The organism is Pseudomonas sp. 05T35, assembly GCF_056396605.1.
Map to the genome: position 1 here is coordinate 1 of NZ_JBFTLU010000168.1, position 16,000 is coordinate 16,000.

Annotated in this window: 14 protein-coding genes, 1 pseudogene and 2 riboswitches; of the genes and pseudogenes, 9 read left to right on the forward strand and 6 right to left on the reverse strand. The window is 61.2% G+C overall.

The window, feature by feature from the left end; all coding sequences use genetic code 11:
* On the forward strand, positions 1-288 hold a 288-nt coding region (locus AC1DH9_RS14620; protein WP_477808341.1), incomplete at its 5' end, for a fatty acid cis/trans isomerase.
* A 111-nt stretch (positions 289-399) separates the two neighbouring features.
* On the forward strand, positions 400-984 hold the full coding sequence (gene nfuA, locus AC1DH9_RS14625; RefSeq protein WP_007946504.1) for a Fe-S biogenesis protein NfuA: 585 nt from the start codon (positions 400-402) through the stop codon (positions 982-984).
* A gap of 142 nt (positions 985-1,126) precedes the next feature.
* Here the strand turns inward: nfuA and cobM are convergent, their stop codons facing one another.
* The 4 genes from cobM to AC1DH9_RS14645 form a co-directional block, all read right to left on the reverse strand.
* On the reverse strand, positions 1,127-1,873 hold the full coding sequence (gene cobM / locus AC1DH9_RS14630) for a precorrin-4 C(11)-methyltransferase (RefSeq protein WP_427536603.1): 747 nt from the start codon (positions 1,871-1,873) through the stop codon (positions 1,127-1,129).
* Between the two features lie 80 nt (positions 1,874-1,953).
* Positions 1,954-2,367 (reverse strand): cobalamin biosynthesis protein, encoded by a 414-nt coding sequence (locus tag AC1DH9_RS14635; RefSeq protein ID WP_427536605.1) that lies wholly within the window; start codon positions 2,365-2,367, stop codon positions 1,954-1,956.
* Complete coding sequence (locus AC1DH9_RS14640) at positions 2,364-3,065, reverse strand: CbtA family protein (RefSeq protein ID WP_427536607.1); 702 nt, start codon at positions 3,063-3,065, stop codon at positions 2,364-2,366. The genes AC1DH9_RS14635 and AC1DH9_RS14640 overlap by 4 nt, the downstream gene beginning before the upstream one ends.
* An 11-nt stretch (positions 3,066-3,076) precedes the next feature.
* Positions 3,077-3,268 carry a CbtB domain-containing protein gene (locus AC1DH9_RS14645; RefSeq protein WP_054596789.1) on the reverse strand — a complete coding sequence of 64 codons (192 nt, stop codon included), beginning with the start codon at positions 3,266-3,268 and terminating at the stop codon, positions 3,077-3,079.
* Between the two features lie 100 nt (positions 3,269-3,368).
* A riboswitch (cobalamin riboswitch) is annotated at positions 3,369-3,594 on the reverse strand.
* A gap of 186 nt (positions 3,595-3,780) precedes the next feature.
* A riboswitch (cobalamin riboswitch) is annotated at positions 3,781-3,992 on the forward strand.
* Between the two features lie 98 nt (positions 3,993-4,090).
* Between AC1DH9_RS14645 and cobW the strand changes: the two genes are divergently transcribed.
* From cobW to AC1DH9_RS14680, 7 genes are all read left to right on the forward strand, one after another.
* Complete coding sequence (gene cobW / locus AC1DH9_RS14650; protein WP_123583833.1) at positions 4,091-5,158, forward strand: cobalamin biosynthesis protein CobW; 1,068 nt, start codon at positions 4,091-4,093, stop codon at positions 5,156-5,158.
* Between the two features lie 3 nt (positions 5,159-5,161).
* Positions 5,162-8,944, forward strand: a complete 3,783-nt coding sequence (gene cobN / locus AC1DH9_RS14655) for a cobaltochelatase subunit CobN (RefSeq protein ID WP_477808342.1) — start codon at positions 5,162-5,164, stop codon at positions 8,942-8,944.
* A gap of 196 nt (positions 8,945-9,140) precedes the next feature.
* On the forward strand, positions 9,141-10,148 hold the full coding sequence (locus AC1DH9_RS14660) for a magnesium chelatase ATPase subunit I (protein WP_427536611.1): 1,008 nt from the start codon (positions 9,141-9,143) through the stop codon (positions 10,146-10,148).
* 53 nt (positions 10,149-10,201) lie between these two features.
* Positions 10,202-10,804, forward strand: coding sequence for a vWA domain-containing protein (locus AC1DH9_RS14665; protein WP_427536647.1), 603 nt, complete (start codon positions 10,202-10,204; stop codon positions 10,802-10,804).
* A 58-nt stretch (positions 10,805-10,862) separates the two neighbouring features.
* A complete protein-coding gene (locus tag AC1DH9_RS14670) occupies positions 10,863-12,506 on the forward strand; it encodes a phospholipase D-like domain-containing protein (RefSeq protein ID WP_427536613.1) in 1,644 nt (547 codons plus the stop codon).
* Between the two features lie 188 nt (positions 12,507-12,694).
* Positions 12,695-14,197 (forward strand): tyrosinase family protein, encoded by a 1,503-nt coding sequence (locus tag AC1DH9_RS14675; RefSeq protein ID WP_477808343.1) that lies wholly within the window; start codon positions 12,695-12,697, stop codon positions 14,195-14,197.
* A gap of 2 nt (positions 14,198-14,199) precedes the next feature.
* The gene (locus AC1DH9_RS14680; protein WP_427536617.1) at positions 14,200-14,925 is read left to right on the forward strand and encodes a copper chaperone; all 726 of its coding nucleotides are present in this window, start codon (positions 14,200-14,202) and stop codon (positions 14,923-14,925) included.
* Positions 14,926-15,071: 146 nt separating this feature from the next.
* On the opposite strand, the gene AC1DH9_RS14685 is transcribed toward AC1DH9_RS14680, so the two are convergent.
* Complete coding sequence (locus tag AC1DH9_RS14685; RefSeq protein WP_427536619.1) at positions 15,072-15,566, reverse strand: thioredoxin family protein; 495 nt, start codon at positions 15,564-15,566, stop codon at positions 15,072-15,074.
* Between the two features lie 173 nt (positions 15,567-15,739).
* Positions 15,740-16,000: pseudogene (locus tag AC1DH9_RS14690) on the reverse strand (hypothetical protein); the annotation flags it as partial.

A 16,000-nucleotide genomic window follows, 5' to 3' on the forward strand; every position in this document is an offset into this window, starting at 1 on the left:
GCGTTGCGCTATCAACCGGGGCTGGACACCTTGACCATTTATCCCGGTGTGCTCAGCAGCTACCCGAACTTCATGTTCAACATTCCCGCTGAACAAGTGCCGGCATTTGTCACTGAGATGGAGAACGCCAAGGATGCCCAGGGCTTCGAGAAAATCGTCGAGCACTGGGGGATTCGTCGCAGTCACCCGCAGTTCTGGCAGTATTTCCACGATTTGAGCCGCTATATCCACGAAACCGATCCGGTGGAAGAGGGCGTACTGGACATGAATCGCTATGAAAACCTGTGATCGAGCGGCCGGTCGCCCTGGCGGCGACTGGATCTTTCCCGACAAAAATACTGGGACTTTGTCCGGCGCGATGATTGGCGTAAACTGCGCCCAAGCCTGCGAGGAACTTCCATGACCGCCATTACTATTACCGACGCCGCCCACGATTATCTGGCTGATCTGCTCTCCAAGCAGAACACCCCGGGGATCGGCATTCGGGTCTTTATCACCCAGCCTGGCACTCAATACGCCGAAACCTGCATTGCCTATTGCAAGCCGGGCGAAGAAAAACCTGAAGATACAGCGCTGGGGCTCAAAAGCTTCACCGCTTACATCGATTCGTTCAGCGAAGCATTCCTGGACGATGCGGTGGTCGACTACGCCACTGACCGCATGGGCGGCCAACTGACCATCAAGGCGCCAAACGCCAAAGTACCGATGGTCAACGCTGACAGCCCGGTCAACGAGCGCATCAACTATTACCTGCAAACCGAAATCAACCCGGGTCTGGCCAGCCACGGCGGTCAGGTCAGCCTGATCGATGTGGTTGAAGACGGCATCGCCGTGCTGAAGTTCGGTGGCGGCTGCCAGGGCTGCGGCCAGGCTGACGTGACCCTGAAGGAAGGCATCGAGCGCACGCTGCTTGAGCGTATTCCCGAGCTCAAGGGTGTCCGTGACGTGACCGACCACACGCAGAAAGAAAACGCCTACTACTAAGGTGTTCGCTGCGACATGAAAAAACGGCGCCCGTGAGCGCCGTTTTTTTATGGGTGAAATTCACTGACGCCATCGCGAGCAGGCTCGCTCCCACATTTGACCGAGTATCCCCTGTGGGAGCGAGCCTGCTCGCGATGGGGGCCTAAGGCCTGTACAAATGTGCATGCCCCGCACGGTACAGCGACGACTCGCCAAAGGTGTCACTGCCCAACACCCGACCCACCAGAATCAGCGCCGTACGTCGGAATCCCTTGGCCTGAACCTTTTCGGCGATGTCTGTCAGCGTCCCCACCACCCAATCCTGATCCGGCCAACTGGCCCGATGCACCACCGCAATCGGGCAGTCCGCGCCGTAATGCGGCAGCAGTTCAGCGACGATTTTCTCCAGGTGATTGACCCCCAGATGAATCGCCATGGTCGCGCCATGCCGGGCCAGGCTGCTGAATTCTTCGCCCGGCGGCATCGCGGTCTTGTCGGCGTAGCGGGTCAGGATGACGCTTTGCGAGATGTCCGGCAGCGTTAGCTCGGCCCCCAACAACGCTGCACACGCAGCAGTGGCGGTGACGCCAGGGATGATTTCAAACGGAATGTTCAGCTCGCGCAGGTAACGAATCTGCTCGCCGATTGCCCCATACAGGCTCGGATCGCCGGAATGCACGCGTGCTACATCCTGGCCTTTGTCGTGGGCGACTCTGATCAGTTCGATGATCTGTTCCAGGTGCAATTCGGCGCTGTTGACCACCTGTTCGGCCTGATGGCCTGCCAATACGGCTTCAGGCACCAGCGAGCCGGCGTAGATGATCACCGGGCAGCTGCGAATCAGTCGCTGGCCCTTGACCGTGATCAGTTCCGGGTCGCCGGGACCTGCGCCAATGAAGTAGACGGTCATGGCCGGCTCCTGTGAAAAATGTCAAAGCAAGGCTTCAGATGAAGATTGCTCATGATCGAAGGCGGGGATTATCGAGGATTTTAGGCGGCGCCGGCCAACGCAAACGTCGCCTGGGCATATTTTTGTCGCGGGATCAGCAATTTTACCGGTGCCTGCGCCAGTTGTTCGGCGAGGGCCAGCGCGGCACTTTCCGCTATGCCGTAGCAGCCGGTGCGCTCGAAAGCGATTTGCGAGCGATGGCTGAGTTGCGGTTTATAGCTGGAAAGTTGTTCGCTGCTGAAGCAGATCAGTGGCAGTGACAGTTGCCGGGCCAACTCGATCAGACCGGGCTCATCACGTTTCAGATCGATGCTGGCCAAGGCCTTGATCGCCTGTAGATCGATGTGATGAGCCTGCAACGCCTGATCGAGCAACGTGCGCAGCGTGCTGGCTGGGCAGCCGCGCTGGCAGCCTAGGCCGACCACCAGGGTCGGCGCTGCGCCCGTTTCACTCATGCGTGGTATTGACCATCGCTTTTGCGGCGGAACAACCAGGCGCTGATCAGGCCCATGGCCAGCCAGAACGCGGCGTTGGTCAGCTGCGAGGCGACTTTGAATTGCGCTTCGAGGGCTTCGGGGGCCAGCATCGAATGCACTTCAGGCTGCGGTGCGCCGATGATGTGCGGCACGGCCAGAATGGCGACACCGAGCACTTTCAGCAGCCAATGCCGGGCGAACACGATCAGCGCGATACCGACTGCGGTGGACGCTGCGGTGCTGATCCACCAGATCTGCCGTTGTGCCAGGTCTGCGGCGGCAGTCCCCGGCAATTCCGGCGGCAGACCCAGGGTCGGTGCGAGGACGAAGGTCGCGTAACCGGCCAACCCCCAGAGCAGGCCTTGAGCGGTGCGAGTCGGGGCGCGCAGGGTGTAGAGCCCGGCGAGCATCAGTGCAAAGCCAACGGCGACCACCAGATTTCCGCCGGCGGTCGACAGCACACGCTGCCAGCCGTCTTCCGGTTCCCAGGCTTGCGCATCATGGGTGTGGCCGGCCATCGCGCCTTCGGCATGTTCATGGACTTCAGCCGCCGGGGCTTTTTCGTAGGTTTCCGCCTGAAGAATCAGCGGCGCGACCCAGAAGCTTTGCAGCAGGGTCAGCAGCAGGGCGGCCAACAAACCGGTGAAACCTGCGGTTTGCGCAATACGCTTGATCATCTCGGCAGGTCTCAGTGGCACGGGAAAGCAGAACTGTGACGGGTATCGTGGGCGGCGTTGTGCACCGCGTCGATGTGCGAGAAGCCGGCGAAATATACAAGACATGCGCCCAGGATCGATGCGCCGATAGCGGCAACGAGGCGTTGGCTCAGGGTGGAGGTGGTGCTGGCGGTGACGTGGCGAGTGCTGCTGATGATCGACATGGCGCTTCCCTCTGGTCAGTCAGTGGGTGAAGCGAGCGCATGCAACCCCCCGCGAGCCGGGCACGCAGAGGCTGAAACAGCGCCCGCCCACCGCGGGTTTGTTATTGATGTGTTGCGGGCCGGTCTCCGGGCTCACGAGGGGCTGGCATTCGCCGAACCTGCAAGAATCGCCTTCCCATGCCGAACTGCTGGCACAGTGGATCTGATTCTTCGCTCGCTTACCGTTGCGGGGGCAGCACCGGACTGACATGGCTTTTGAGTAAAGCACATGATTCACCGGTTTCCCGTTTCACCCTGTGAAGGGCACCCGTAACAAGGCGTGTAGGAGAGCATGGGCGAGGGCAGGGCGTCAATTGGCAAGCGTTCTCAACGCGAGACCGAGGTGCTGCCATCGCGAGCGGGCTCGCTCCCACATTGGAACGCGGTCAACTGTGGGAGCGAGCCTGCTCGCGATGGCGTCATCACAGCCGACGCACAACTCAGGCGAACATTGACCCGCCCCGATGCGATGCGTAGCCTTGCGCTTTCGAGGTTCTTCGGTGCGTGCACCGAAGCTAAGAAGGGAACGCGGTCGATGCCGCGGCTGCCCCCGCAACTGTGAACGGTTTCGTTTCTGCCATGCCACTGCGCTCTTTTGTTTTCAGGCGCGGGAAGGTGCAGGAACCGCCAGTCGAAAGACTGGCCCACCGTCAGCCAGGAGACCTGCCTCGATACAGATTCTCACTACAACCGGGCGGGGTGATCCGGTGGCGAATTCTTCCGCGCGCTCAAGCGCCGTCGGTTGTCGTCCCGTATGCCCGCCACCTTGCCAAAGGGCATCCGATGAAAACACTGGCCAAACTTCCCGTCACCATCGTCACCGGTTTCCTCGGTTCGGGCAAAACCACCTTGCTGCGACACATGCTCGATAACGCCCAGGGCCGGCGTATCGCGGTGATCGTCAACGAGTTCGGCGAGCTGGGCATCGACGGCGAAATCCTCAAGCAATGTTCCATCGGCTGCACCGAGGAGGAAGCCAACGGTCGCGTGTATGAGCTGGCCAACGGCTGCCTGTGCTGCACTGTTCAGGAAGAGTTCTTCCCGGTGATGCGCGAACTGGTTGCCCGTCGCGGCGATCTCGACCACATCCTCATCGAAACCTCCGGCCTGGCCCTGCCAAAACCGTTGGTCCAGGCCTTCCAGTGGCCGGAAATCCGTAGCGCCTGCACCGTGGATGCGGTGATCACCGTGGTCGACAGCCCGGCTGTGGCCGCTGGTACTTTCGCTGCGTTCCCGGATCAGGTCGATGCCCAGCGCAAACTCGACCCGAACCTGGACCACGAATCGCCGCTGCACGAGCTGTTCGCCGACCAACTGGCCAGCGCCGACCTGGTGATTCTCAACAAGGCCGACCTGATCAGCCCGGCAGATCTGGCCAAAGTGCGCCTGGAAGTCGCCGAAGAACTGCCGCCAGCGGTGAAGATCATCGAAGCCAGCAGCGGTCGTTTGCCGCTGGACGTGCTGATCGGCCTGGGCGCCGGCTCTGAAGAACACATCGACAGCCGCCACAGCCACCACGACCATCACCACGATGGCGACGACCACGATGATCACGATCACGACGCCTTCGATTCGATTTCCATTGAACTGCCGCAAGCCGACGAAAGCCTGTTGCTCGACGCCCTGACCCAATTGGTGGTCCAGCACGGCATCCTGCGGGTCAAGGGTTTCGCCGCAATCCCGAGCAAGCCGATGCGCTTGCTGATCCAGGGCGTGGGTACGCGTTTCGACAAGCATTTCGATCGTCAGTGGGGCGCAGACGAAGCGCGCAGCACCCGTCTGGTGCTGATCGGCCAGCAACTCGACGCCGCCTTGCTCGAAGCGCAATTGCGCGCTGCGCTCAGCGTTTAATCCATGCACCTGCTCAGGACCCAGCCCGGCGGTTTCGTCTCGGATGACAACATTGCCGACCTTGGCCAAACCCCCGCCGAGCTGGTGATTCTGTGCAGCGGCGACTCCAGCCTGGCGCTGCTCGCCGAAGCGGCGCAGCAGTTGCCCGAGGATTACCCGAGCCTGCGCCTGGCCAACCCGATGCAGGTGCAGAATCACGCCTCGGTCGACTTGTACGTCGACGAAGTGCTGCGCCACGCCAAGGTGATTCTGATCTCGCTGCACGGCGGGATCGCTTATTGGCGCTACGGCATCGAGCGTCTGGTGGAGCTGTCGCAACGCGGAGTGCAACTGATTCTGGTGCCGGGCGATGACCGTCCTGACCCGGAGCTCAGCGACCTCAGTACCGTGCCTGTCGAAGACCGCGAGCGGCTTTGGCATTTTTTGCGTCAGGGCGGCATGGGCAATGCGCTGGATTTGTATCGCTGCCTGGCCAGTCGTTGGCTGGGCCGCGATTACCACTGGTCCGAACCGCAGACCTTGCCGCGTACCGCGATTTACCACCCATACAAAAGCAACGCGACGCTGGGCGATTGGCAAGCCGACTGGCAGCTTGATCAGCCGGTGGCGGCGGTGCTGTTTTACCGTTCGCACTTGCAGGCGGCGAACACCGCTTTCATCGATGTTTTCTGCCAGCGCTTGCAGGCGGCGGGGCTGAACCCGCTGCCGATAGCGCTGGCCAGTTTGAAAGAGCCCGGCTGCCTGACGGTGGTCGAGGACTGGCTGGATGAGGCGCAGGCCTCGGTGATTCTCAACACCACCGGGTTTGCTCAATCGAGCCCCGAAGCCCCGCACCTGCGACCCTTCCGGCGCAATATCCCGGTGATCCAGGCAATCTGCGCCCAGGACAACGAGCCGGGTTGGCGCGCCAGTGAGCAAGGGCTCGGCCCACGGGATCTGGCGATGCACATCGCCTTGCCGGAGCTCGATGGACGGATCATCAGCCGCCCGATCAGTTTCAAGGACCTGGCCTGGCGCAGTGAGCGCAGCCAGTCCGACGTGGTCTGTTATCGACCACAACCCGAACGCATGGATTTTGTCGCTGAACTGGCGCGGCGCTGGGTCGAGCTGGCGCGGGTGCCTCATGCTGAAAAACGCATTGCGCTGATCCTCGCCAACTACCCGACCCGCGACGGGCGGATTGGCAACGGCGTTGGCCTCGACACGCCGGCCGCGGCGCTGAATATCCTGCGGGCGCTGCACGCAGAAGGTTATCCGTTGCCTTCCGATTTGCCGGAAAGCGGCACCGCATTGATTCAGCAATTGCTCGGCGGGGTCAGCAATGACCTGGAGAGCATCGACCTGCGCCCGTGCCAGCAAAGCCTGGCACTGGCCGACTATTATTCGATGTTCAACGCCTTGCCCGAAGCCAACCGTGCAGCGGTGCTGGAACGTTGGGGATCGCCTGAAAACGACCCGATGTTCCGCAGTGGACGAATGATGGTCGCAGGGCTCAGGTTTGGCCTGACCTTTGTCGGCATTCAGCCGGCACGCGGTTATCAGGTTGATCCGAGCGCGGTCTATCACGACCCGGACCTGGTGCCGCCCCACGGTTACCTGGCGTTCTACTTCTGGTTGCGTCAGGCCTACGGCGCCCACGCGGTGATTCACGTCGGCAAGCACGGTAACCTCGAATGGTTGCCGGGCAAGGGCGTTGGCCTGTCCGAAAGCTGCTGGCCGGACGCGTTGCTCGGGCCGCTGCCGAACATTTACCCGTTTATCGTCAATGATCCGGGTGAGGGCGCGCAGGCCAAGCGTCGAACGCAGGCGGTGATCATCGACCACCTGATGCCGCCACTGACCCGCGCCGAAACCTACGGCCCGTTGCGCAATCTGGAACTGTTGGCCGACGAGTATTACGAAGCCCAATTGCTCGACCCACGACGGGCTCGCGAGTTGCAGCGCGACATCCTCAATCTGGTGCGTGAAACCCATATCGACCGCGAGTTGCAGTTGGACGAGAAGCTCGACAGCGACGCCGATGCCGCGATCTGGTTGCCGCGTCTCGATACCTATTTGTGTGATTTGAAAGAGTCACAGATCCGCGATGGCCTGCACGTATTCGGCGAATCGCCAAGCGGGCGTCTGCGCATCGACACCTTGCTGGCGTTGCTGCGGATTCCGCGCGGTGACGGTCGTGGCGCGCAATCGAGCCTGTTGCGGGCCTTGGCCAAGGCGTTCGCGCTGGGCTTTGATCCACTGGATTGTGTGTTGTCCGATCCTTGGTCGGGTCCGAAGCCGGCTGAGTTGCTGACGCTCAGTGCTGAGGCGTGGCGCACTGCTGGCGACACTCGCGAACGGCTGGAATTGTTCGCCACTCAACTGATCTCGCAGACGGTGAATACCGAGTTCGAGCTACAAAACCCGTCTCATCAAGTCAAACCCGGTCCCTGTGGGAGCGAGCCTGCTCGCGAAGCGGTCGATCATTCAACATTGATATCGATTGCCCCGGCGCTTTCGCGAGCAGGCTCGCTCCCACAGGAGGCAGGCTGGTCTGACGTGAAAGCAATCATCGACAACCTGTGTGAGGTGGTCGCGCCGCGACTGGACGCCTGCGGCCCGGCAGAAATGCGCGGCTTGCTGGATGCGCTCAGCGGTCGTTTTGTTCCGGCAGGGCCCAGCGGCGCACCGAGTCGCGGACGCCTCGATGTGCTGCCGACCGGGCGCAACTTTTACTCGGTGGACGTGCGCAACCWGCCGACCACCACCGCCTGGCGCATTGGTTTCCACTCGGCGAACCTGATTCTTGAACGGCACCTGCAGGACCACGGCGATCATTTGCGCCAGTTGGGTTTGTCGGTCTGGGGCACGGCGACCATGCGTACCGGCGGCGATGATATCGCCCAAGCCATGGCGCTGATGGGCGTGCGCCCGGTCTGGGCCACGGGCAGTCAGCGGGTCGATGACTTTGAAATACTGCCACTGAGCCTGCTCGACCGGCCGCGCGTGGATGTGACGTTGCGCGTCTCGGGGTTCTTCCGCGATGCCTTCGCCAACCTGATTCGGTTGTTCGATGCCGCCGTGCAAGCGGTTGCCGCGCTGGATGAGCCAGACGACATGAACCCGTTGGCGGCCAAGGTTCGCGGCGAACGTGAAGCGCTGATCCAGTCCGGTCTGGACGAAGACGCCGCCGCACGACAGGCCGGCTGGCGGATTTTCGGCGCCAAGCCCGGTGCTTATGGCGCGGGCGTACAGGGCGCCATTGATGGACGTTTGTGGCAGAGCCGCGAGGATCTGGCCGAGGTCTACTTGAACTGGGGCGGCTACGCTTATGGCGGTTCGGATGAGGGTACGGCGGCTCGCGAACAGTTCGCCCAGCGCTTGAGCCAGGTTCAGGCGGTGCTGCAAAACCAGGACAATCGCGAGCACGACTTGCTCGATTCCAACGACTATTACCAGTTCCAGGGCGGCATGCTTGCGGCTGTCGAAAGCCTCAGTGGCGAAGCGGCGGCGAGCTACCATGGCGACCACAGTCAGCCGGATTTGCCGAAGATCCGTACCCTCGATAACCTGTTCGCCTTCGACGCCACTACACAGCTGATCGACGATCACCAGTACGCCTTGCTGGCCGACGCCTATTTGCTTGACCCGTCGACCCGCGAGTTCGTCCAGCAGCATAATCCCCACGCCTTGCGCGACATGACCGAACGCCTGCTCGAAGCCCAGCAACGCGGGATGTGGCAGGAGCCGGGCGAGTATCGGGAGGCGTTGGAGAACTTGTTGTTGGATATAGAAGAAGACAGCTAGATCAGCAGCGACTCAAGTCTAATGTGGGAGCAGCCGKTCGACGCTCGATTGCTCGCGATAGCGATGGGTCAGTCAACATTGATGTTGAATGTAACGCCGCTATCGCGAGCAAGCTCGCTCCCACAGGTTGTGCTTTTTAACTGACAGACATTGGTGTTTATCCCTAGTAATGACCGACCATGATCGAGACCAGACAATGACCGACACCCCGCATTTTCCGCTGTCCGCCGTGGTCGGCGCCGATGCTCTGAAACTGGCGCTGTGCCTGACGGCCATCGACCCGAAAATCGGCGGCGTGCTGATCGAAGGCCCGCGGGGCATGGCCAAGTCGACGTTGGCCCGTGGCCTGGCGGACCTGCTCGCCAGCGGGCAGTTCGTCACCTTGCCGTTGGGCGCGACTGAAGAGCGACTGGTCGGCACCCTCGACCTGGACGCCGCGCTGGGTGAAGGCCGTGCGCAGTTTTCCCCCGGTGTGTTGGCCAAGGCTGACGGCGGCGTGCTGTACGTCGATGAAGTGAATCTGCTGCCCGATCATCTGGTGGATTTGCTTCTCGACGTCGCTGCCAGCGGCACCAACCTGATCGAACGCGACGGCATTTCCCATCGGCATTCGGCGCGCTTTGTATTGATCGGCACCATGAACCCGGAAGAGGGCGAGCTGCGTCCGCAACTGCTCGACCGTTTCGGTCTGAACGTCGCCCTCAGCGGTCACACGGTGCCGCTTGAGCGCGGTCAGATCATCCGTCGCCGGCTGGATTTCGACAGCGACCCCCAGGCTTTTTGCGCCGACTGGGAAACTCGGCAGCAGGCATTGCGTGAACGCTGCCAAGGTGCGCGTGCAGCACTGGCGAGCATTCCTCTGGATGATCAGGCACTGGCGCAGATCACCGAGCGTTGTTTTGCCGCCGGGGTCGACGGCTTGCGTGCCGACCTGGTCTGGCTGCGTGCCGCCCGCGCCCATGCGGCGTGGCGTGGGGCCGGGGCGATCGGCGAGGAAGACATCGATGCTGTAGCCGAGTTTGCCCTGCGCCATCGTCGTCGCGACACGCCGCCGTCTGCGCCGCGCCAGAACCCCGCGCCAGACGCGTCCGCCGCCCAACAACCGAACCCCGGCGAAGGCCAGGGCCAGTGGGGTGAAATGCCCGCTCAGGCATTGCCCACCGGCGCCCGCCGTGAAGTGCCGAGCTGGCCAAAAAAGCCCTAGGCATTCGCCCTCGATCTGACGCGGGGGCGAATGCCAAACCCCGTGCAGGACACCTGAAAAACGGCAGGCAAGGTCAGCGTCAAGCCAGCCAAAACGGCTCGGTCAATTGGCCCGGCACGCTGCTCAACGGCCGTCCGCGTCAGCGCGAAGATCTGCTGTTCCATCTGCGCAGTCGTTCCCCCCACGAGCTGTGGCTGGTGATTGTCGATGCCTCGGCCTCGACCCGGCGTCATCAGGCGCTGAGTGACGCCAAAGGCCTGCTGGCGCAACTGTTCGATGACGCCTATCGCCAGCGTGCGCGGCTGGCGCTATTGACCGCCAGTGGCGCTGCGCCGAAGTGGCAAGTGCAAGGCCTGAAAGCCTCGGCCAGCCTGCGCGACTGGCTCGATGCACTCGGTGCGGGCGGAGGCACGCCGTTGTTCGCCGCGCTGGATGAAGCGACGCATTGGCTGGCGTTGCGGCAAAAGCGTTTTCCGGCAGAGCAACAACGCGTGTTGCTGCTGACCGATGGCCGCCTAAAAGCCATGCCAATGCAGGTGGCACTCAATTGCCCGGCGTTGCTGGTAGACATAGAGCGCGGGCCGATTCGATTGGGGCGGTCGAAGGCCCTGGCGCACGAATTGAACGCAGACTATCGACATATCGACACGCTTTAATCTGCCGAATTACCCACAGCACCTATGCTGTGGATTCAGCTCATCACAGGAGTGGATCATGCGTGTTCTAGCCGCTAACAGTCAGGACGATTTCCGCGTCAAAGCCTATGCCGGTACCAACGGCGTACTGCTCGCCATGGACCTGGTCGAGCCGCGACGCAAAGGCCTGCTAGGTTTTGCCATCGAAAAACAGCAGGGCAGCGGGCCCTGGGAGTTTCTGTTCAACAGCCTGACCTTCCCCGGCAAGGCGCACACCTTTCCCCAGTACAACGCGACGCCCAGCGACAGCGCACCGTTGCAGAAATTTCGCTGGGCTGATTACGCGGTCAATCCGGGCGTGACGATCAACTACCGGGTGCATCTGGCCTATGGCACGCCGGATGCGCCGCAATTGGGCGAGGCCCTGGCGGTGACGGTCACCACCGACAATGGCCTGCCGGCGGGCCAGCATGTCATTTTCAATCGTGCGGTGGCGGCCAGCCAGGCCTTCTCCCGCAAGTTCCCCGAGCTCGATGCACAGCTGAGCGCCAACAAGAACCTGTCCCTCGACGACTGGCCCGCCGCACCACGGCAATGGCTGGAGAACGGCTTGCTGGAGCAGATCACCGGTTTCATCGAGCGCGCCGTGGATGGCCAGTGGGCGCTGGACATCGCGATTTACGAGTATCAACTGCCGACCATTATCGATGCGGTCAACGCGGCGTTTGAGCGGGGTGCCAAGGTTCGGGTGCTGTATCACGCCAAGCCCGGTGATGCCGACACCACCATGAATGAGGAGAGCCTGGCGAAGCTTCCCGCCGAGAGCAAACGGGGGCGGGTGACTCACGCAATCTTCCACGACAAATTCATCGTGCTGAGCAAGATCGATGGTGGTGAATATCGGCCTCAATCGGTGCTGTGCGGCAGTACCAATTTCACCGACAACGGCGTCTATCGCCAGGCCAACGTGGTGCATGTGCTGGACAATTCCACGGTGTCCATCCATTACCTGCAAGTGTTCGAGCAGATCTGGGCTGCGCCGACCGATGTGGGAGCTACGCGTACCTGGTTGACCAAGAACAACCCGATGGACCCGTCGCAGCCGTTGTTTGTCGGTTTCTCACCGCGTACCGGCCAGGCCGATCTGCAGCAATTCGTCCAGATCATCAATGCGGCGAAGAAGGACGTTCTGTTTGTCACCGCGTTCGCGCTGCCGGACGAAATCCTCAATGCCTTGCTCGGCCAGCCCCACGACGATGTGCTGCGCTATGGCCTGCAAAACACTGCCAGCCGCATCACCGGCTATCACGCCGACCGCACGGCCGATTTCGCCGCCACCGCGTTGCTCAACACCGGTATCGAAGGCTGGCTCAAGGAAAGCATGAAAGGCCAGAAGGGCGATCTGTTGGTGCACCTCAAAGCCATCGTCGTCGACTTCACCACCGACGCGCCGGTGATCATCAGCGGCAGTCACAACCTGAGCATCAACGCCAGTGAAGGCAACGACGAAAACTTCCTGATCATTCGCGGCGACACCGATCTGGCCGACCGTTACGGACTGGAATTGCTGCGCTTCTACGAGCATTACCGCTTCCGTTATGCCGCCAGGCAAGAGGACCTCAAGCAGGTTCCGCCCCTGGCGGTGGATGACAGTTGGACCAACGCCTATTACCTGGATGGCGACCTGCGAATGCTCTCGCGGTTGCGTTTTTCCGGGCGGTAAATGACCGCCGATTCTGCCTGGCCGTGAAGGTCATGCCGCCGGTCTGCTTTCACAGGGGCTGTGCGGCACCTGATCTACCGTTGCTTGTTGAGGAGTGCGCTCCTCATTCACGCGGTTTTTCAGGGAGAACTACCMTGGCACATGTACGGCGTGATGTATGGAAGCTGGGTTCTGGCTGGAGCGATACCTTGTTGTGGTATGCGCGTGGCGTCGGAGTCCTTCAACAACGACCGATCACTGACCGCACCAGTTGGCGGTTTCTGGCGGCGATTCACGGTATTGATATTCCCCTTTGGCAAAGCGCCGGTTATCTGCGACGGGGTGAGCAGCTACCGTCCCAGGCCGATCAGGACACCTACTGGAACCAGTGTCAGCACCAGAGCTGGTACTTTTTGCCGTGGCACCGCGGCTATCTTGCTTCATTCGAACAGATCGTCCGCAAGGCTATCGTCAGTCTCGGAGGGCCAAGTGATTGGGCCCTGCCGTACTGGAACTACAACGAGAACCAGCAGACGCTGAACCTCCCGGCCTGCTTCGCCGCGACCGCCTTGCCCAACGGTGAGCAGAATCCCTTGTTTGTGGCTCGCCGGTTTGGCCCGACCGGCAACGGGGTGGTGGTACTCAACGCGCAGCGGATCAATCTGCGCCCGGCCCTCACCGATCATGACTTCGCCGGCGGTTCCGGCGGTGGCTCTCCGGGCTTCGGTGGCCCGGTCACGGTGTTCGAGCACTATGGCCAGGTCAGCGGTCGGCTCGAGTCGCAACCGCACAACTACGTGCACGTCGCCGTGGGTGGCCAGCAACAGGGCAGCCGGGTGCCAGGGTTGATGATCGATCCGGATACCGCCGCCCTGGACCCGATATTCTGGCTGCATCACGCCAACATCGACCGGCTCTGGGACGTGTGGCTGCAGCGCGACCGGCAGAACCGCAACCCGGTTACCAGTGCGTGGCTCAATGGCCCGCCGACCCCGGGTCGCGGCTTCGTGGTACCGACGGTCAGCGGCCAGCCGTGGCCGTTCAAGGTGTCTGACATGCTCGATACCCGGGCACCGAAGCTGGATTATAGTTATGAGGATACGTCCGACCCGCTGCACGGTACCCGGGCATTTCAACAACGCTTGGAAACCCTGGGCGCAAGCCCCGAGCCTCTTGGTGCYGCAGCCGTGAAGGAAAAATCCATGAGCGCCCAATCACCCGCCGAACTGCTCGGCGCCAATGACAAAGCCATCGCCTTGACCGGCGCTACAGTCGAGACGCCGTTGCAACTCGACCAGAGCACCTCGGGCAAGCTGATGGGCAACCTGAAATCCCGGGCCTTTGCCCCCACGGTTGCGGAGCATTCCCTGGACCGGGTGTACCTCAACCTGGAAAACATCCGCGGAAACAATGACGCGGCGACCTTCGACGTGTACGTCAGTCTGCCGACCGAAGGGTCTTCGTCGGCGCTGCCCGACCAGTGCGTCGGGTCGATCTCGCTGTTCGGCGTGCGCAAGGCCAGCAATCCGGACAGCCTGCATGGTGGCAAGGGCGTGAGCCATGTGCTGGAGATCACTGATGTCTTCGACAAGCTCAGTGCCAGCGGCCAGGATCTGGCGCAACTGAAAGTGCGCTTTGTGCCGGTGACCGATGTTCAGGCCGAGGACAACATCACGGTCGGTCGCGTGAGTGTCTATCGGCAAGGCGATTGAAGATGGGGTCATACCTCATCCAGGTCGTGACCCGAGGCTTCCTGCCATGGCTGATCCTGATCAGCCTGGCAGGTTGGGGGCTGTTCCTCGGCTCGGTGCAGATGCTGTCTATCCCGGCATTCTGCGGAGCCTTCGTGCCCCTTGCTTATGCCGCGGGCTGGCAGGGGATTGAACAGGCGTTGCTRTTCAATCCTCCTCGCCAGTTGGTGGTTTCATGGCTATCGATGTTGCTGGCGATGACCCCTTTGCTGCTGGTCCATCCGCTGACGTATGTGTGGCAACGCAGTTTGCTGAGGAAGCGCTGGCAAGCAGTGGTGTTGTTTGTGCTGGGTTTCACCAGCGTCTGGACGCTAGCCGGTCTGCTGCTCATGACCTTGGTAGTCGCGGCTCGGGTGATGTTTGGGGTTTCGCAGGCGATGGCGTTTGTCGTTACTTTGGCCGTGTGCCTGGTGTGGCAGGCGTCGCCGCTCAAACAACGGTACCTGAACCGCTGTCATCACCAGCCAAGGATTTCGGCGTTCGGCTGGGGGTTTATCAAGGATTGTCTGGTCTATGGTGTGGCCAGCGCAGGCTGGTGCGTCGGCTCGTGCTGGGCGCTGATGTTATTGCCGATGCTGGCAGAGCAGGGGCATGTGCCGCTGATGCTGTTGAGCATGGGCTGGATGCTCTGGGAGCGGTTCAAGCGTCCTCGACCCGTTCGTTGGCACTGGCCCCGCCTGTTTCGCTGACCCTCACTTGCAGAGCGGCCGCAGGCAGCTCCGACGAGGCTTGCATAAGCCATCCGGTTATTTGCTCATCGCTGCCCGGTACTGGCGCGTGCGTTTGTCGATGTACAACGGGTCGAGGATCAGCGCCCAGAGCACAGTTGAGGTGTTCAGTTCTGATGTGTGTACTCGTTGGCAGTGGTTGGCAGCGAGAGTATCGATGTCTTCGCGACTCGATGAGAGAGCAACTGATGCGCCCGTGGAACGGTGTGTAAAGAGCCAAGGGTTTGCCGTAACCATGGCAGGTCACGTTGCGATTTACGTATGGCAGGTTTAACGCGGGCCTTGCCGAAGAGAGCGATAAACACGTTGTTCAAAGTCTCTGCACTATCAAAACCTTTGAGCTTCTTCAGCAGTTTCCCGTTGCAATAGCACAACACGGTGGGGGTACCGCTGACCTTGGGGTGGCGTGGGCACTCGGCGGTATTCAACATGTAGAACTCGGCGCGATCTTTATAGGCCTCGGCCGCCGCCAGAAATATCGGCCCGGCGAACCCACAGGCGTAACAGTGCGGATGACCGAAATACAGGACGACCGGGCGATAAGTCCTCAATGCCCGGCGGTATTGCGGCGCCAGGGAAATGGGAGAGGTTTTCGGATTCACGGACTACTCCTTTGCACAGAAAACGTTGGAGGCAAGTACGTATTCAACAAAATCGGAGCGTGAGAACTGTTCATGCCCCGTTCACTCACAAAGACATAAAGACTAAAAGAAGTTGCGAGTTCGAACAGGTCCGTCAGGAGAATTGACGGACCGCCGTCAAGCCACAGCGTTGTTCAGCGCTGTTCGAGCCCCACATTATCAAAACGCGACCCGAAGAAGCCGCTTGCACCATCGTTTGCCAGCAACTCGACCTCCATATGCACAGTGTCAGTTGGAGCAGAGAAGTGAAGTTCCTTTTCAGTCCAGTCCATGTCGCCGTGTAGATCAAGTTGTTTGCTCTGATTGGAGGGATACATCACGACCGTTGCCCGGCAGGCTGAACCACTGTCCGTTTTCATTTTTACGGAAAACTTGAAATCGCCCTTGCCTTTGAC